The sequence below is a fragment of the Mycobacterium sp. E2327 genome (assembly GCF_001672675.1).
GTDB lineage: Bacteria > Actinomycetota > Actinomycetes > Mycobacteriales > Mycobacteriaceae > Mycobacterium.
Map to the genome: position 1 here is coordinate 1 of NZ_LZKE01000058.1, position 16616 is coordinate 16616.

19 protein-coding genes are annotated in these 16616 nt (G+C 67.2%); 11 read left to right on the forward strand and 8 right to left on the reverse strand.

Features of this window, described 5'->3' with window-relative positions; translation table 11 throughout:
• Positions 1–127: 127 nt before the first annotated feature.
• From A5712_RS07585 to A5712_RS07600, 4 genes are all read right to left on the reverse strand, one after another.
• The gene (locus A5712_RS07585) at positions 128–457 is read right to left on the reverse strand and encodes a hypothetical protein (RefSeq protein ID WP_068103170.1); all 330 of its coding nucleotides are present in this window, start codon (positions 455–457) and stop codon (positions 128–130) included.
• Positions 458–652: 195 nt separating this feature from the next.
• The gene (locus A5712_RS07590) at positions 653–1111 is read right to left on the reverse strand and encodes a DUF5078 domain-containing protein (protein WP_068103135.1); all 459 of its coding nucleotides are present in this window, start codon (positions 1109–1111) and stop codon (positions 653–655) included.
• Between the two features lie 66 nt (positions 1112–1177).
• Complete coding sequence (locus A5712_RS07595; protein WP_068103137.1) at positions 1178–2086, reverse strand: crotonase/enoyl-CoA hydratase family protein; 909 nt, start codon at positions 2084–2086, stop codon at positions 1178–1180.
• A gap of 7 nt (positions 2087–2093) precedes the next feature.
• On the reverse strand, positions 2094–2405 hold the full coding sequence (locus tag A5712_RS07600; RefSeq protein ID WP_068103140.1) for a hypothetical protein: 312 nt from the start codon (positions 2403–2405) through the stop codon (positions 2094–2096).
• Positions 2406–2484: 79 nt separating this feature from the next.
• Here A5712_RS07600 and A5712_RS07605 point away from each other — a divergent pair, with 79 nt between their 5' ends.
• Positions 2485–3741: a hypothetical protein gene (locus A5712_RS07605; RefSeq protein ID WP_068103142.1), complete on the forward strand. Its 1257-nt coding sequence runs from the start codon at positions 2485–2487 to the stop codon at positions 3739–3741.
• Here A5712_RS07605 and A5712_RS07610 read toward each other — a convergent pair.
• Together A5712_RS07610 and A5712_RS07615 are read right to left on the reverse strand one after the other, a co-directional pair.
• Positions 3728–3970, reverse strand: coding sequence for a hypothetical protein (locus tag A5712_RS07610; protein ID WP_068103172.1), 243 nt, complete (start codon positions 3968–3970; stop codon positions 3728–3730). The two genes, A5712_RS07605 and A5712_RS07610, sit on opposite strands and share 14 nt — an antisense overlap.
• A gap of 44 nt (positions 3971–4014) precedes the next feature.
• On the reverse strand, positions 4015–6087 hold the full coding sequence (locus tag A5712_RS07615) for a prolyl oligopeptidase family protein (protein ID WP_068103144.1): 2073 nt from the start codon (positions 6085–6087) through the stop codon (positions 4015–4017).
• Between the two features lie 57 nt (positions 6088–6144).
• Here A5712_RS07615 and adh point away from each other — a divergent pair, with 57 nt between their 5' ends.
• From adh to A5712_RS07645, 6 genes are read left to right on the forward strand one after another with little or no spacing between them, the layout of a single operon-like run.
• A complete protein-coding gene (adh, locus tag A5712_RS07620; protein WP_068103146.1) occupies positions 6145–7668 on the forward strand; it encodes an aldehyde dehydrogenase in 1524 nt (507 codons plus the stop codon).
• On the forward strand, positions 7668–8114 hold the full coding sequence (locus A5712_RS07625; RefSeq protein ID WP_068103148.1) for a DUF779 domain-containing protein: 447 nt from the start codon (positions 7668–7670) through the stop codon (positions 8112–8114). The genes adh and A5712_RS07625 overlap by 1 nt, the downstream gene beginning before the upstream one ends.
• Positions 8115–8133: 19 nt before the next feature.
• A complete protein-coding gene (locus A5712_RS07630; RefSeq protein WP_068103150.1) occupies positions 8134–8412 on the forward strand; it encodes a putative holin in 279 nt (92 codons plus the stop codon).
• The gene (locus A5712_RS07635; protein WP_068103152.1) at positions 8405–8917 is read left to right on the forward strand and encodes a hypothetical protein; all 513 of its coding nucleotides are present in this window, start codon (positions 8405–8407) and stop codon (positions 8915–8917) included. The genes A5712_RS07630 and A5712_RS07635 overlap by 8 nt, the downstream gene beginning before the upstream one ends.
• Positions 8918–8935: 18 nt before the next feature.
• Complete coding sequence (gene lpdA / locus A5712_RS07640; RefSeq protein ID WP_068103154.1) at positions 8936–10333, forward strand: dihydrolipoyl dehydrogenase; 1398 nt, start codon at positions 8936–8938, stop codon at positions 10331–10333.
• Positions 10334–10340: 7 nt separating this feature from the next.
• On the forward strand, positions 10341–10625 hold the full coding sequence (locus tag A5712_RS07645) for a hypothetical protein (protein WP_068103156.1): 285 nt from the start codon (positions 10341–10343) through the stop codon (positions 10623–10625).
• On the opposite strand, the gene A5712_RS07650 is transcribed toward A5712_RS07645, so the two are convergent.
• A complete protein-coding gene (locus A5712_RS07650; RefSeq protein ID WP_068103158.1) occupies positions 10622–11179 on the reverse strand; it encodes a carboxymuconolactone decarboxylase family protein in 558 nt (185 codons plus the stop codon). The genes A5712_RS07645 and A5712_RS07650 overlap by 4 nt on opposite strands.
• A complete protein-coding gene (ramB, locus tag A5712_RS07655) occupies positions 11176–12600 on the reverse strand; it encodes an acetate metabolism transcriptional regulator RamB (RefSeq protein ID WP_068103161.1) in 1425 nt (474 codons plus the stop codon). The genes A5712_RS07650 and ramB overlap by 4 nt, the downstream gene beginning before the upstream one ends.
• Positions 12601–12762: 162 nt before the next feature.
• Here ramB and A5712_RS07660 point away from each other — a divergent pair, with 162 nt between their 5' ends.
• The 4 genes from A5712_RS07660 to A5712_RS07675 all read left to right on the forward strand — a co-directional run.
• Positions 12763–13557 carry an acyl-[acyl-carrier-protein] thioesterase gene (locus A5712_RS07660; protein WP_068103164.1) on the forward strand — a complete coding sequence of 265 codons (795 nt, stop codon included), beginning with the start codon at positions 12763–12765 and terminating at the stop codon, positions 13555–13557.
• 285 nt (positions 13558–13842) lie between these two features.
• Positions 13843–15129: an isocitrate lyase gene (gene aceA, locus A5712_RS07665; RefSeq protein ID WP_068103166.1), complete on the forward strand. Its 1287-nt coding sequence runs from the start codon at positions 13843–13845 to the stop codon at positions 15127–15129.
• 86 nt (positions 15130–15215) lie between these two features.
• Positions 15216–16073: a 3-hydroxybutyryl-CoA dehydrogenase gene (locus A5712_RS07670; protein ID WP_068103168.1), complete on the forward strand. Its 858-nt coding sequence runs from the start codon at positions 15216–15218 to the stop codon at positions 16071–16073.
• An 83-nt stretch (positions 16074–16156) separates the two neighbouring features.
• A partial coding sequence (locus A5712_RS07675; protein WP_156766463.1) for a class I SAM-dependent methyltransferase occupies positions 16157–16616 on the forward strand: 460 nt, incomplete at its 3' end.

Genomic DNA, 16616 nt, shown 5'->3' on the forward strand with positions numbered 1-16616 from the left:
CTGGACCAAGACCGCCGACCAAATCCTGGAGTCCGTCGCAAACTACTGTCGACGAATTAACGACTCACGACACTAGCCGGCCGGCACCGCCGCGGTCACAATCGTTGGCACGGTGCCGATTTCGCACTCAGGCGTAGGTGCGGAGCTGCACCATTTTGCGCATGACGTCGCTTAGCTTGTGCACCGGCGCGCCACAGGTCAGGCAGTAGCCGCCCGGGCAGCGGTTGATCCGGTCGACCTGCGCCAACACCTGGGTCTTGAGGCGGCGCAGGCAGCCGATGCAGAGGATCTCGACGATGTTGCCGGACGGGTCGAGGTTCGGCCGGTTGCATTGGTCCACGGCGTGCCGGTAGACGATGTGCGTCGCGCGGTTGGTGCAGCCGCCCTCGGATTGGCACGTGATGTCCTGCCAGTCGAGGGTCGCCAGCGCGTCCGACTGCGGATCTACCGCGCTCATCGCGTCCCCACGGGGCCGCGGCATCCCGGCATGAGCATCATGTCAGTCCTGTAGAAGGTGGTCGAGCGGACCGGTATCCCCAATTGCACGGAATGCCAGTCAAGAACTATTGATTTGTCCCCTAAAGCGGGGAAATAAACGATTCCCGACAGTCGCCGATCTTAAACCGGCTCGTGAATAAAGACCAGAGTGGATCTAGGACCAGTTCCACACCGACATGTCGCCGGGCGGGTATTGGTTGCACACGTCGGTGGCCTTGGCGACGACGCCCTTGTTGTTGAAGAAGATCTTCATGTGATTGACCCAGGCGAAGGTCAGCGGATCGCCATTGTAGAAGTTTTCCGAATAAGTCCTGCGGTCCGCCGGCGACAGCGAGTAAAACCAGTGCGCCTTATCGATCGTCGCCTGCTGAAGGTTGGCGTGGTTGTTGAAGTCGATCATGTACCGCTGGTAGTACACCGGGCTGGTGTCCCGGACGGCGGCCAGGTACTGCTCGGCGTCGCAGGTGGTCTCGATCTGCCTGCGCGGGACGGGGAAGTCTTCCGTGGAGTCGGCCGCGGCCGTCTTCGGGAAGGTCGCAGCCGCGATGCTCATGGCTACCAGGAAAGCAACAAAAACGACGCCTGCGCGCAGGTGAGAACTCAGCCGAGACATAGTCGTTACGGTAGCACTTTCTCCGGCCCTATTGGGGGCCCTGGGACATATTCGTAGTTCATCTCACTATCCGTCGCGATCAGGCACGATGACGTGGCGGGGATCGGGCCGCAGCTCCGGCGGGGCCTGGCTGTAGTCGCCGAACGGGCCGTCGCGGCGCTCGACCGCCGCGCGCACGCCCTGGGTCTGGGCCGTCTCGATGAAGTCGAGCGCTTCGGGGGTGTTGCGCATCAGGCCGTCGAGGATGCCGCCCAGCAGCTGGGTGGAGGCCAGGCCCATGTTCTCGTAGGCCTGGTTGACGACCAGCTTCTGCGCCCGCAACTGCGACAACGGGATTCGCGCCAGCTCGGCGGCGATCTCGGCGACGCGCGCCTCGAGCCGCTCGAACGGTACCGCCTCGTTGATCAGCTCGACCTCGGCGGCCTGGACGCCCGTCAGCGGCCGCCCGGTCAGCGCGTGCCACTTGACCTTGGCCAGGCTCAGCCGGTAGAGCCACATGCCGGTCAGATACGCGCCCCACATCCGGCTGTACGGGGTGCCGATCACGGCGTCCTCGCTGGCGATCACGATGTCGGCGCACAGCGCGTAGTCGCTGCCCCCGCCGACGCACCAGCCGTGCACCTGCGCGATCACCGGTTTGGTTGCCCGCCAGATAGCCATGAACTTCTGATGCGGTCCGGTCTCGCGGGCCGTGATCACCGCGAAGTCCTTGCCGGGGTCCCACTTGCCGTCGGTCATCATGGCGTCCCCCCAACGCTGGAAGCCGCCGCCGAAGTCGTAGCCGGCGCAGAACGCGCGGCCCGCGCCCCGCAACACGATGACCTTGACACCCTGGTCCCGCTCGGCGAGCCCGATGGCGGCCTCGATCTCGTCGGGCATGGGCGGGACGATGGTGTTGAGGTGCTCAGGGCGGTTCAGCGTGATGGTGGCGACCGGGCCGGCCGTCGCGTACAGCAGGGTCTCGAAGTCGGGCATGGCTTCCTTAGGGGTCGGGCTGCCGGTTTTCCGGCGACGACGCGTAGATGCGGCCGCCGATCTTCAGATAGGGCGTCGTCAGGTAGGCCGAGAAGGCGACGACGGCGGAGAAGATGGCCGCCACGACGACGGCGTTGGGCCAGAGCTTGCCCACCCCGGCCGCGAACGAGACGATCCCGATGATCGAGGTGGCCCAGTAGAACCGCCGCCCCGGGCGGCGTTCTTTGATGAACCGGTAGCGCGCTTGCGCCGCCCCGGCCACGACGAAGATCAAACCGGTAGCCAGCAGGGTGAGTTCGATGCGTTCGGTGGCTGCCACGCGACGATCCTATGGCCGCTAGCATGTCCACCAGGTGGGGGTATCGGAAGGTCTGCCGAGGCTGATCGGGCAGTGCGCAATGGGCAAGGTTATCCCGGCGGTGGCCGCGGCCGTGATAGCGCTGGCCCCCCTCGGCGTGCCGGCCGCCACAACCGGTGTGGCACAGGCGGCGCCGTGCGCCGGCGACGGGGCGAACCCGGTGTCCTGCCAGAACTGCCTGTCCTACGTGGAGATGTACCACACCGCGAACGTCTGCTACAGCGCCGCGCCGCCCCGGCCCGCCCAGCCGCCCCCGACCCGGGTGCCGGTGCCCGAGCCGGAGCCGGTTCCGCTGGAGCCGGCGCCGCCGGTGCCACCGCCCCGCGCCGTTCCGCCGAGTCCCACGTCCCCCACCCCGATTCCGGTGCAGACCTCGAAACTGCCGCCCAGCACGCGAGGAAGCGCCCCGGAGGTGGCACCGCCGAAGGGACTGGACGTGCCGCCGAACGAGGTCGCGGACGCCAAGGCCGCTCCCGCGACGCGCATCAACCCCGCCAGGCCACTCGAGCCGCCGAGCCAGGTGTACGACTTCAATCAGCAGGTGCGCAACGTGGTCGACGCCCATAACGGCAACGTCGACGTGGTGAAGGCGGACAACCAGGAACTGGTGCGCCCCCGGCACTGGGAGTACGTCGACTACGACGACAATCACCGTCCGGCCCTGTTCAACCCGCTCAGCGAGGCGATGACGTTCCGCTACTTCTACGACGGCGCCTATCGGGAGGCGTTCGTGCCGGCCGGGGGCCGCATCGTGCTCGACGCCGCCGCCGCCGGCGTGTTCCCGTTCACCGGGGTCGGTTACAGCCACGTGGTGGCGGGCAGCTTCTACGGCGGGGCCTGGATACCGCCGCCGGACTCGAGCGGCCCGCCGCCGCCGAACTACAACCCACCGGCGCCCCCGGAGGTGTACGAACACGTCGCCGCCAACATCGCCGCGGACAACCAGACCGTCGAAGTCGGCCAGGTCGTGGTCCTGGGGCACGACGCCGGCCAACCCGCGGGCAGCCAGGACACCTTCCTGCTCGACGACTCCACCGTGGCCTGGGGTCAGGTGAACGATCCCAGCAACCCGGCCCAGATCAGGGTCACCAAGACCCAGTCGCTACCGGCCGCGGGGCCGACCGACAACGGCAGCTATCTCGCGGCGCTGGCCGCCCTCAAGCAGCCCGCCCCGCACTCCGAACCCTGGTGGCCTTCGGCGCTGCGGTACGGCGGGCTCGCGATCGCCGTGGTCGTGATCGCCTGGCTGATCGGGCGCCGCAACCGGAGCGAGGATGAGGCCGCTACGGGTGATTGACGCAGAACGCCACGCACATGGCGTCGACGGGAATGGACACCCAGTGCGCCCCACCGTCGGCCTGCGGCTCGCAGTAGATCGGGCCGGGGACCCCCCAGACCTTCGCGCCCGCCGGCGAGCACGGCTTCCCGAGGTCGGTATCGGCATGCGCCGGGCCGGCTCCGAGGACGACCGCGATCGGGGCGATCGCCGTCACTGTCGCCAGGCCGATGAACCTCAGTGCTCCCATGATCCACGCCTTCCTCGACAACATTAGTTAGATCGCCTTCGAGCTTAACCGTTGCTCAGCATCCGCCACAGGAAGGAGAAGCTGAGCGCGGACTTGAAGGCGACCTGCTCGTTGTCGGCCGCGCCGGCATGCCCGCCCTCGATGTTCTCGTAGTAGGCGACCTGGTGGCCGGCGGCCTCGAGCGCGGCCGTCATCTTACGTGCGTGGCCCGGATGCACCCTGTCGTCGCGGGTGGACGTGGTCATCAGCACGGGCGGATAGTCGCGGGTGTCCGAAATGTTTTGGTACGGGGAGTACTCGGAGATGAACTCCCAGTCCTCGGGATTGTCCGGGTCGCCGTATTCGGCCATCCACGACGCCCCGGCCAGCAGCAGGTGGTAGCGCTTCATGTCCAGCAGCGGCACGTCGCACACCAGCGCGCCGAACTTCTCCGGGTACTGGGTCAGCATGATGCCCATCAGCAGGCCCCCGTTGCTGCCGCCCCGCGCGCCCAGCTGCGCGACCGTGGTGATGCCGCGGTCCACCAAATCGGTTGCCACCGCGGCGAAGTCCTCGGCGACCTTGTGCCGGTTCTCGCGCATCGCCTGGGTGTGCCAGCCGGGCCCGTACTCGCCGCCGCCGCGGATGTTGGCCAAGGCGTAGGTGCCCCCGCGGGCCAGCCACAGCCGGCCCAGCACGCCGCTGTAGGCAGGCGTGTTGGCGGTTTCGAATCCGCCGTATCCGCTGAGCAGCGTGGGCCCGGGGCCGTCTGAGCCCGCGCGCCGCACGACGAAGTACGGGATCGACGTGCCGTCCTTGGACGCGACGAAATGCTGTGACACCGAGAGGTTTTCGGCGTCGAAGAACGCCGGGGCAGATTTGATCGGCTCGAGTGGCGAGTCGGCGGTCCCCCGCATCAGGCGCGACGGCGTGACGAATCCGCTGGAATCGAGGAAGAACTCGTCGCCCTTGTCGTCGGCGGCGACGACGACGGTATTGGTCGCGGGCGGGATGCCCGCGACCGGCTCGCGGCGCCACTCGGGTCGTGACGATCGCAAGCGCGGCGAAGCCGGGCGCGGCGGGTCGTCACGCGAGGGCAGCGTGACGATCTCTACCCGGCTGGCCACGTCGGCCAGCGTGACCATCAGCAGGCGGTCCTTGGTCCACGCGTAGTGGTTCAGGGCGGTGTGCTCGTCGGGCTCGAATACCACGGCTAATTCCGCTGTGCCCGCGAGGAATTCGTCGTAGTTCGCGGCCAGCAGCGAACCCGCGGCGTATGTGGCGTCGCCGAGGTACCAGTCGGTGCGCAGCTCGATCAGGATCCACTCGCGGTGCATCGACAGGCCCGCGTCCGTGGGCGCGTCGATGCGGATCAACTCCGTGCCGCGCAGCTCGTAGACCTCTTCGTTCCAGAAGTCGAGCGCCCGCCCCAGGAAGGTGCGCTCGAAGCCCGGCGTCCGATCCACCGAGGCGGAGACGCGGACGTCGGAGCGGGCTCCCTCGAAGACGGTCTCCGCGTCTTCCAGCGCTGTGCCGCGCCGCCATCGCTTGATCAGGCGCGGGTAGCCGGACTCGGTGAGCGAATCGGCGCCGAAGTCGGTGCCGACCAGCACGGTGTCCGGATCGGCCCAGGCGATCTGCGACTTGGCCTCCGGCAGTTCGAAACCGCCGGGAACGAATTCGCGTGTGAGCATGTCGAATTCGCGGACGATCGACGCGTCCGAGCCGCCGCGGGACAGGCCGACCAGCGCCCGGCTGTGGTCGGGTTCGATGACACCGGCGCCCGCCCACACCCACTTCGTGTCGTCGAGGCGGCCCAACTCGTCGACATCGATGAGCACGTCCCATTCCGGGGCGGTGGCGCGGTAGCTGTCCAACGTGGTGCGGCGCCACAACCCCCGCGGGTTGGCGGCGTCGCGCCAGAAGTTGTAGAGGTATTCGCCGCGGCGGACCACATACGGAATGCGGGCATCGGTGTCGAGCACCTCCAGGGCCTCGCCGCGCATCCGCTCGAACTCTTCGTCGCAGAACTCGGCGAGGGTGGGCTCGTTGCGGGCGCGCACCCACGTCAGCGCGTCGTCGCCGGTGACGTCCTCGAGCCAGAGGTAGGGGTCTTGGGAGCTCGTCATGGCAGCCATTCTGGACCCGGCGGTAGTGTGAGGTGTGTTACACACGGTCCAACGAGGAGCGGACAGATGACTGTTTTCGCACGTCCGGGCGATGCCGGGGCGTTGATGTCGTACGAATCCCGGTACGAGAACTTCATCGGGGGCCAGTGGGTGGCCCCCGCGGGTGGCCGCTATTTCGAAAACCCGTCGCCGGTCACCGGCCAGACCTTCTGCGAGGTCGCGCGCTCCGACGAGGCCGACATCGACAAGGCGCTGGACGCGGCGCACGCCGCGGCCCCGGCGTGGGGCAAGACCGCGCCCGCCGAGCGGGCGGCGATCCTGAACAAGATCGCCGACCGCATCGAGGAGAACACCGCCGCGCTGGCGGTGGCCGAAGTTTGGGACAACGGCAAACCGGTCCGCGAGGCGCTGGCCGCCGACATCCCGCTGGCGGCCGACCATTTCCGGTATTTCGCCGCGGCCCTGCGCGCGCAGGAGGGTTCGCTCTCGCAGATCGACGACGACACCGTCGCCTACCACTTCCACGAGCCGCTCGGGGTGGTGGGACAGATCATTCCGTGGAACTTCCCCATCCTGATGGCCGCCTGGAAGATGGCGCCGGCGCTGGCGGCCGGCAACGCGGTGGTGCTCAAACCCGCTGAGCAGACACCGGTTTCGGTGCTCTACCTGATGTCGCTGATCGGCGACCTGTTGCCGGCGGGAGTGCTGAACGTGGTCAACGGATTCGGCGCCGAGGCCGGCAAGCCGCTGGCGTCGAGCAACCGGATCGCCAAGGTCGCGTTCACCGGCGAAACCACCACCGGGCGGCTGATCATGCAGTACGCCAGCCAGAACCTGATCCCGGTCACCCTGGAGCTCGGCGGCAAGAGCCCGAACATCTTCTTCAACGATGTCATGGCCCGAGGTGACGACTTCCAGGACAAGGCGCTGGAGGGCTTCACGATGTTTGCCCTCAACCAGGGCGAGGTGTGCACCTGCCCGTCGCGCAGCCTGATCCAGGCCGACATCTACGACGAGTTCCTCGAGCTCGCCGCGATCCGCACCAAGGCGGTCCGGCAGGGTGACCCGCTGGACAGCGAGACGATGCTGGGTTCGCAGGCGTCGAACGACCAGATGGAAAAGATCCTGTCCTACATCGAAATCGGCAAAAACGAAGGCGCGCGGGTCATTTGCGGCGGCGAGCGCGCCGAGCTGGGCGGCGACCTGGCGGGCGGCTACTACATGCAGCCGACGATCTTCGCCGGCAACAACAAGATGCGGATCTTCCAGGAGGAGATCTTCGGGCCGGTGGTGGCGGTCACGTCGTTCACCGACTACGACGACGCGATCTCGATCGCCAACGACACCCTCTACGGCCTGGGCGCCGGCGTGTGGAGCCGCGACGGCAACACCGCGTACCGGGCCGGACGCGACATCCAGGCGGGCCGGGTGTGGGTGAACTGCTACCACGCCTACCCGGCGCACGCCGCGTTCGGCGGTTACAAGCAGTCCGGCATCGGCCGGGAGAACCACAAGATGATGCTCGACCACTACCAGCAGACCAAGAACATGCTGGTGTCCTACTCCGAAAAGGCGCAGGGATTCTTCTGATGGCCTCGCGTGCCGTGATCACCGCCGCGGCCGCGGACCTGCTGGCCCGGCTGCAGGAGCGGCACGGCCCGGTGATGTTCCACCAGTCCGGCGGCTGCTGCGACGGGTCGTCGCCGATGTGCTACCCGCGCGGGGATTTCCTGGTCGGCGACCGCGACGTGCTGCTCGGCGTGCTCGACGTCGGGGACGGAGTGCCGGTGTGGATCTCGGGCCCGCAGTACCAGACCTGGAAGCACACCCAACTGGTCATCGACGTCGTTCCGGGACGCGGCGGCGGGTTCAGCCTCGAGGCGCCCGAGGGCGTGCGGTTCTTGTCGCGCGGGCGCGTCTTCACCGACGAAGAGCAGGGCGAGCTGGCGGCCGAATCCGTCATCACCGGCGCCGCCTACGAGCGTGGCGAACGCCCGTCGGCGCGCGGCCCGGTGGTGACGCCCCACGCCGGATGACGGCGCTACCCTCGTCAGAGTGATCCCGCTCCCGCGTCCGTGGCAGCTGGCCGGCGCCATGCTGATCGGCTGTGCCGTCGGGTTTTTGGCCGGGGTCGCGCTCACCGTGCTGGTGCACGCGAGGATCCGGCCCGACGTCGTCACCGCGCTGGTGGTCGGGGTCCCCGCCGTGTTCGGGTTGCTGACGGTCCTGTTCTCCGGGCGCCGCTGGGTCACCGCGCTCGGCGCGTTCATCCTGTCGCTCGGGCCGGGTTGGTTCGGCGTGCTCGTCGCCCTGCGGGTGGCCTGCGGTGGCTGACGAGGAGGACACGGGCACCCAGTCATGGGTCCCGGACTTTTCCGACGACGACGACAGCGGCCCGCAGCCGGCGGCCGACACCGCCGAGTCCGCCCCGGAGGCCACCGACGAGGTTCCCGCCGAGGAGGCCGGGGCCGACGGCGGCGGGCTGCCGGTGCAACCGGTCGCCGTGCCCGGTCGCTACCACTACCTGCGGTGGTGGCACTTGGTTCTGGTCCTCTTCGGCGGGTGGATCGTGGCGGGCGTGGTCGGGCTCGGGCTCTTCTATTGGTGGTACCACTCGATCGACAAGACGCCCGCGCTGTTCACGGTCCTGGTGTACGTCGTGGCGTGCGCGGTGGGCGGCGTGCTGCTGGCCATGGCGGAGGGCAGGGTGTTGATCTCCGCGCTGTCGCTCGCGGTGATGTCGGGGCCGTTCGCGTCCGTCGCCGCCGCGGCGCCCCTGTACGGCTACTACTACTGCGCCCACACGGGCCACTGCCTGATCGGCGTCATCCCGTACTAGGCCATTAGGGTAGGGCTCGTGACTTCTCACTATGACGTCGTCGTCCTCGGAGCCGGTCCCGGCGGGTATGTCGCAGCCATCCGCGCCGCGCAGCTCGGCTTGAACACCGCCATCGTCGAGCCGAAGTACTGGGGCGGTGTCTGCCTCAACGTCGGCTGCATCCCGTCCAAGGCGTTGCTGCGCAACGCCGAACTGGCGCACATCTTCACCAAAGAGGCCCAGGCCTTCGGCATCAGCGGCGACGCGACCTTCGACTACGGCGTCGCCTTCGACCGCAGCCGCAAGGTGGCCGAGGGCCGCGTCGCCGGCGTGCACTTTTTGATGAAGAAGAACAAGATCACCGAGATCCACGGGTACGGCCGCTTCACCGACCCCCACACGCTGTCGGTCGATCTCAACGACGGTGGGACCGAGACGGTCACGTTCGACAACGTCATCATCGCCACCGGCAGCAGCACCCGGCTGGTGCCAGGCACCTCGCTGTCGGAAAACGTGGTCACCTACGAGGAACTGATCATGACGCGGGAGCTGCCGGAGTCGATCGTCATCGCCGGGGCCGGGGCGATCGGCATGGAGTTCGGCTACGTGCTGAAGAACTACGGCGTCGACGTCACCATCGTCGAGTTCCTGCCGCGCGCGCTGCCCAACGAGGACGCCGAGGTGTCCAAGGAGATCGAGAAGCAGTTCAAGAAGCTGGGCGTCAAGGTCTTGACCGGGACCAAGGTGGAGGCCATCAACGACGACGGTTCGGTGGTCACCGTCACCGTCAGCAAAGACGGCAAGTCCGAGGACCTCAAGGCCCAAAAGGTGTTGCAGGCCATCGGTTTCGCGCCCAACGTCGAGGGCTACGGCCTGGAGGCGGCCGGCGTCGCGCTCACCGATCGCAAGGCGATCGGCATCACCGACTACATGCGTACCAACGTCGAGCACATCTACGCCATCGGCGACGTCACCGGGAAGCTGATGCTGGCCCACGTCGCCGAGGCCATGGGTGTGGTGGCGGCCGAAACCATCGCCGGCGCCGAGACTTTGGCACTCGGCGACTACCGCATGCTGCCGCGCGCGACCTTCTGCCAGCCGAACGTCGCCAGCTTCGGGCTTACCGAGCAGCAGGCCCGCGACGAGGGCTACGACGTCGTGGTGGCCAAGTTCCCGTTCACCGCCAACGCCAAGGCGCATGGGGTGGGCGACCCCAGCGGCTTCGTCAAGCTGGTCGCCGACGCCAAGTACGGCGAGCTGCTGGGCGGACACCTGATCGGCCACGACGTGTCCGAGCTGCTGCCCGAGCTGACGCTGGCCCAGAAGTGGGACCTGACCGCCACGGAGCTGGCCCGCAACGTGCACACCCACCCGACCATGTCCGAGGCGCTGCAGGAATGCTTCCACGGCTTGACCGGCCACATGATCAACTTCTGAGCTCGTCGTGACAAGCAGCGACACCACCGCCACGACCGTGGGCGCGATCGGCGGGGTCGCCGCGGGTTACGTCCTGTGGTTGGTGGCCTTTTCGATCGCCGACGACAACGCGGCGGTGGGCCGGTGGGCCCCGACGGTGCTGCTCGGCTCCGCCGTGCTCGCGGTATGCGCCGTGCTGTGGGCTTTGGTGCAACGCCGGCGCGGCAAGTACGCGTGGGCGGGGTTCGGCTTCGGCCTGCCCGTCGCGCCCCTGGCGCTGACGCTGGCCGTGCTGGCCGACGTCTACTTCTAGCGCGGCTTGTCCAACGGGATGGCCAACGCCGACATCGTCGCGGCGAGGCCGTCGTATTGGCTTGCCAGCAAGCAGAATTCGATGAGCTGGCGCCGGTCCAGGTGAGTGGCCAGCTCCCGCCAGGTCGCGTCGCTGACCGTGCGGTCCTTGATGAACTCGTCGGTGGCCGCCAGCAGCGCCTGCTGGCGCACGGTCAGGCGCGCCTCGACCCGGTCCAACGTCTCGGGCCACGCGAAAATGGCGGCCTGCAGGTCGTCGTCGAGGCCCTGATGGCGCGCCATCCCGCGGTGGTGCTGCAGCTCGTATTCGCATCCGCGCACGTGCGCGACCCGCAGGATCACCAACTCGGTGTCGATCGCCGGCAGCCGGCCCCGCAGCAGCCGTCCGCCGTACATCGCCCAGGTCCAGAACAACGCCCGGCGCTGCCCCAGGGTGGTGAACAGGTGCATCTCCGGCACCCCCATCCGGCGCGCGGCCGCCTTCGCCATCACCCAGTTGATCGGCCCCAGCTCGCGGAAACGCCCCGACGGGATCCGGCCGGCTTGCGCGGTCACGGTTGCTTCACCAGGTACGGGGACACGGTGCTGCGGTGCTCGTCGAGGTCCAGCGCGCGGCCCAGCGCGGGGAACGCCCGCTGCGGGCAGTTGTCGCGTTCGCAGACGCGGCAGCCCGCGCCGATCGGTGTGGCCACTGTTCCTGGTCCTCCCGAGACGTCGAGCCCTTCCGAGTAGACGAGCCGGTGCGCGTGGCGGAGCTCGCAGCCGAGCCCGATCGCGAAGGTTTTACCGGGCTGACCATACCGCGCGGCGCGGCGCTCCACGGTGCGGGCCACCCACATGTAGTTGCGGCCGTCGGGCATCTGGGCGATCTGCACCAGGATCTTGCCGGGGTTGGCGAACGTCTCGTAGACGTTCCACAGCGGACAGGTCCCGCCGCTGGACGAGAAGTGAAAACCCGTGGCCGACTGGCGCTTTGACATGTTGCCGGCGCGGTCCACCCGGACGAACGAGAACGGCACCCCGCGCATCGTCGGCCGCTGCAGCGTCGAAAGCCGGTGTGCGATGGTCTCGTAACTCACCGAATAGAACGACGACAGCCGCTCGACGTCGTAGCGGAAGTTTTCGGCGACGTCGTGGAATTGGCGGTAGGGCAGCACCGCAGCCGCGGCGAAGTAGTTGGCCAGCCCCAGCCGCGCCAGCGTGTGCGACTCCTCGCTGGTGAACTTGCCCTCGGCCACCAGGCTGTCGATCAGGTCGCCGTACTCGAGGTAGGCCAATTCGGCGGCCAACTTGAACACCTGCTGACCCGAGGAGAGGTGGTTGCTGATCTCCAGCGTCCTGGTGCCGGGATCGAAGCGGTGCAGGACGGTGTCGCCCAGGTCGATGCGCCGGGTGATGTGCACCCCGTGCACCTCGGTGAGCCGGCGGGTCAGCTCGCGGGCGAGGTCGCCGTGGTGCAACCGCATCGTGACGGTGAGGTCCTCGGCCGCCGTGTCCAGCTCGTGCAGATAGTTCTGGCGTTGGTAGAAGTAATCGCGCACCTCTTCGTGGGGCATGGTGATCGACCCGCTGCCGCTGCCGTCGGTGTAGCGCTCCTCGGTGGCGGCGGCCAGCTGCGCGGTGGTGATCCGGTAGCGCCGGTGCAGGTTGACCACCGCGCGGGCCAGGACCGGATGGGCGTTGACCATCTCGGCGACCTCGGTCGGCTCGACGTCGATGTCCAGGTCGCGGTCCATGGTGACCTCGCGCAGCTCGGCGACCAGCCGGGTGTCGTCCTGGGAGGCGAAGAAGGTCGCGTCGACCCCGAACACCTCGGTGATGCGGAGCAGCACCGCGACGGTCAGCGGGCGAACGTCGTGCTCGATCTGGTTGAGGTAGCTCGGCGAGATCTCCAGCATCTGGGCCAGCGCGGCCTGGGAAAACCCGCGCTCGTTGCGGAGTTGCCGAACGCGGGAGCCGACGAAGGTTTTTGCCACTTAACGAAGAATACCGGCCGATGCGAAGGTGCCGTTAGCAGAGTTGGCACAGCGTCGCTTTCCCGTCGCGATTGGTGTTTTGAAGTTGCGCTTTGGCAGTATTCGCATCGCGGGCCGGGGTTAACCTGGGATACCGATGCGGAGGGAACGGGGAGCACAGCCGTGAGCCTGGACAAGACACTGATGCCGGTGCCGGACGGGCACCCCGATGTATTCGGTCGCGAGTGGCCGCTCCGGGTCGCGGACATCGACCGCACCGGCCGGCTGCGGCTCGACGCCGCCGCCCGGCACATCCAGGACATCGGCCAGGACCAGCTGCGCGAGATGGGCTTCGAGGAGACCCACCCGCTGTGGATCGTCCGGCGCACCATGGTCGACCTGATCCGCCCGATCGAGTTCCAGGACATGTTGCGGTGCCGGCGCTGGTGTTCGGGCACCTCGAACCGGTGGTGCGAGATGCGGGTCCGCATCGACGGTCGCAAGGGCGGCCTAATCGAGTCCGAGGCCTTCTGGATCAACATCAACCGGGACACGCAGATGCCGTCGCGCATCGCCGACGACTTCCTGGCGGGCCTGCACAAGACCACCTCGGTGACCCGCCTGAAGTGGAAGGGCTACCTCAAGCCGGGCAGCCGCGACGACGCGACCGAGATCCACGAGTTCCCCGTCCGGGTGACCGACATCGACCTCTTCGACCACATGAACAACTCGGTGTATTGGAGCGTGATCGAGGATTACCTGGCTTCGCATCCCGAGCTGCTGCGGTGGCCGCTGCGCACCACGATCGAGCACGAGGCACCGGTCGCGCTGGGCGACAAACTCGAGATCATCTCGCATTTCCACCCGGCCGGTTCCACCGATCAATTCGGTCCGAACCTGGCCGACCGGGCTGTTACAACGCTCACATACGCCGTCGGCGACGAGACAAAAGCCGTCGCCGCGATCTTCGCGTTATAGCGGTACCGCCGGTCCCCTCAATTTGCGCTCTGACCTGCGAAAATATGGTTACTGACCGGTAGCTTCTGAAACGGTTAAGTTTGCGTTCATCTTCGCAAAGTTTGCAAAATCGTGCGATCGTGTTGCCGAAATTGGCAAATGAAACGGGTGGACCTGCAGGAACAAGCTGTGCCATCTTCGAGTTAGCACGCCAGTGAAGTTGAGCCCTAGCTACCGCCGCAAGGCGGGTGGCGTGGACCGTTCAGCGTCAGTTCGCAATTGAAGACCGTTTAAGGAGTAAGCCCAATGTCTGTCGTTGGCACGCCCAAGAGCGCCGAGCAGATCCAGCACGACTGGGACACCAACCCGCGGTGGAAGGGTGTCACGCGCACCTACTCCGCCGAGGACGTCGTCGCGCTGCAAGGCACCGTTGTCGAGGAGCACACCCTGGCCCGCCGCGGCGCGGAGGTGTTGTGGGAAGAGCTGCACGACCTGGAATGGGTCAACGCGCTGGGCGCGCTGACCGGCAACCAGGCCGTGCAGCAGGTTCGCGCCGGCCTCAAGGCCATCTACCTGTCGGGGTGGCAGGTCGCCGGTGACGCCAACCTGTCCGGCCACACCTACCCCGACCAGAGCCTGTACCCGGCCAACTCGGTGCCGCAGGTGGTTCGCCGGATCAACAACGCGCTGCAGCGCGCCGACCAGATCGCCAAGGTCGAGGGCGACAAGTCGGTGGAGAACTGGCTGGCGCCGATCGTCGCGGACGGCGAGGCCGGCTTCGGCGGCGCGCTCAACGTCTACGAGCTGCAGAAGGCCCTGATCGCCGCCGGCGTCGCCGGTTCGCACTGGGAGGACCAGCTGGCCTCGGAGAAGAAGTGCGGCCACCTCGGCGGCAAGGTGCTGATCCCGACCCAGCAGCACATCCGCACCCTGACCTCGGCCCGGCTGGCCGCCGACGTGTGCGGCGTGCCGACCGTCGTGATCGCTCGCACCGACGCCGAGGCGGCGACGCTGATCACGTCCGACGTCGACGAGCGTGACCAGCCGTTCATCACCGGCGAGCGCACCAAGGAAGGCTTCTACCGGACCAAGAACGGCATCGAGCCCTGCATCGCGCGGGCGAAGGCCTACGCCCCGTTCGCCGACCTGATCTGGATGGAGACCGGCACCCCCGACCTGGAGCTCGCGCGCAAGTTCTCCGAGGCGGTCAAGGCCGAGTACCCGGACCAGATGCTGGCGTACAACTGCTCGCCGTCGTTCAACTGGCGCAAGCACCTCGATGACGGCACCATCGCGAAGTTCCAAAAGGAGCTTGCCGCAATGGGATTCAAGTTCCAGTTCATCACGCTGGCCGGCTTCCACGCGCTGAACTACTCGATGTTCGATCTGGCCTACGGCTACGCCCGCAACCAGATGAGCGCCTACGTCGAGCTGCAGGAGCGCGAGTTCGCCGCCGAGGAGCGTGGCTACACCGCCACCAAGCACCAGCGCGAGGTCGGTGCCGGCTACTTCGACCGGATCGCCACCACCGTGGACCCCAGCTCGTCGACCACGGCGCTGACCGGTTCCACCGAAGAGGGCCAGTTCCACTGAGTTAGTCTGCCGAGCAGACGCAGAGTCGCACTCCTGCACCCCAGTTGATGCGATTCTGCGTCTGCTCGCGCATATAAGGAGGAGCAATGGCAGCGATCGAACGGGTCGGGGTGGTCGGTGCCGGGCAGATGGGCTCCGGCATCGCCGAGGTCTCCGTCCGCGCGGGAGTCGACGTAACGGTCTACGAGCCGACCGAGGCGCTGATCGCGGCGGGACGCAACCGCATCGTCAAATCGCTGGAGCGGGGCGTCAGCGCCGGCAAGGTGACCGAGCGGGAGCGGGACAGCGCGCTCGGCAAGCTGACCTTTACGACCGACCTGAAAGACCTGGCCGACCGCCAGTTGGTGATCGAGGCCATCGTCGAGGACGAGGCCGTCAAGGCCGAGCTCTTCGCCGAACTGGACCGGGTCGTCACCGATCCCGACGCCGTGCTGGCGTCGAACACCTCCAGCATCCCGATCATGAAGGTCGCGGCGGCCACCAAGAATCCCCAGCGCGTGCTGGGCCTGCACTTCTTCAACCCGGTGCCGGTGCTGCCGTTGGTGGAGCTGGTGTGCACGCTGGTCACCGACGAAGCCGCCGCCGCGCGCACCGAGCAGTTCGCCGGCGCGGTGCTGGGCAAGCAGGTGGTGCGCTGCTCGGACCGGTCCGGCTTCGTGGTCAACGCGCTGCTGGTGCCCTACCTGCTTTCGGCGATCCGGATGGTGGAGGCCGGCTTTGCCAGCGTCGAGGACGTCGACAAGGCCGTCGTCGCCGGGTTGTCGCACCCGATGGGACCGCTGCGGCTGTCCGACCTCGTCGGCCTGGACACCCTCAAACTCATCGCGGATAAAATGTTCGAGGAATTCAAAGAACCGCAATACGGTCCACCGCCGCTGCTGCTGCGCATGGTCGAGGCGGGCCGTTTGGGCAAAAAATCCGGTCAGGGTTTCTATACCTACTGACGCGTCCGGCGTCCGCGTAGCAACCGATCTGCGCATCCGATATCATCCTCCCGGTCAACAAACGAGAGGTGTGTCGGGCAACCATGACTTCGTTAGAGCCGTATTACGAAGAGTCGCAATCTATCTATGATGTATCGGACGAGTTTTTTGCCCTATTCCTAGACCCAACAATGGGCTACACCTGCGCTTACTTCGAGCGAGACGATATGACCCTCGAGGAAGCGCAGAATGCGAAGTTCGACCTGGCGCTGGGAAAACTGAACCTCGAACCCGGAATGACGCTGCTCGATATCGGCTGCGGCTGGGGCGGGGCGCTGCAACGGGCGGTCGAGAAGTTCGACGTGAACGTGATCGGAATTACCCTCAGCCGCAACCAGTTCGAATACAGCAAAACCAGGCTGGCGGGGATCCCGACCGGGCGCAACATCGAAGTGCGGTTGCAGGGTTGGGAAGAGTTCGACGACAACGTCGACCGGATCGTCTCCATCGGAGCATTTGAAGCGTTCAAGGCCGAGCGTTGGCCCGCGTTTTTCGACCGGGGCC

Coding starts and splice junctions, on each gene's coding strand:
- A5712_RS07615 (WP_068103144.1), bottom strand. CDS start 6,087: ATGGCTGCCATGACGAGCTCCCAAGACCCCTACCTCTGGCTCGAGGAC.
- A5712_RS07625 (WP_068103148.1), top strand. CDS start 7,668: ATGGCCTCGCGTGCCGTGATCACCGCCGCGGCCGCGGACCTGCTGGCC.
- A5712_RS07670 (WP_068103168.1), top strand. CDS start 15,216: ATGGCAGCGATCGAACGGGTCGGGGTGGTCGGTGCCGGGCAGATGGGC.
- A5712_RS07585 (WP_068103170.1), bottom strand. CDS start 457: ATGAGCGCGGTAGATCCGCAGTCGGACGCGCTGGCGACCCTCGACTGG.
- A5712_RS07610 (WP_068103172.1), bottom strand. CDS start 3,970: ATGGGAGCACTGAGGTTCATCGGCCTGGCGACAGTGACGGCGATCGCC.
- aceA (WP_068103166.1), top strand. CDS start 13,843: ATGTCTGTCGTTGGCACGCCCAAGAGCGCCGAGCAGATCCAGCACGAC.
- A5712_RS07590 (WP_068103135.1), bottom strand. CDS start 1,111: ATGTCTCGGCTGAGTTCTCACCTGCGCGCAGGCGTCGTTTTTGTTGCT.
- A5712_RS07605 (WP_068103142.1), top strand. CDS start 2,485: ATGGGCAAGGTTATCCCGGCGGTGGCCGCGGCCGTGATAGCGCTGGCC.
- adh (WP_068103146.1), top strand. CDS start 6,145: ATGACTGTTTTCGCACGTCCGGGCGATGCCGGGGCGTTGATGTCGTAC.
- A5712_RS07595 (WP_068103137.1), bottom strand. CDS start 2,086: ATGCCCGACTTCGAGACCCTGCTGTACGCGACGGCCGGCCCGGTCGCC.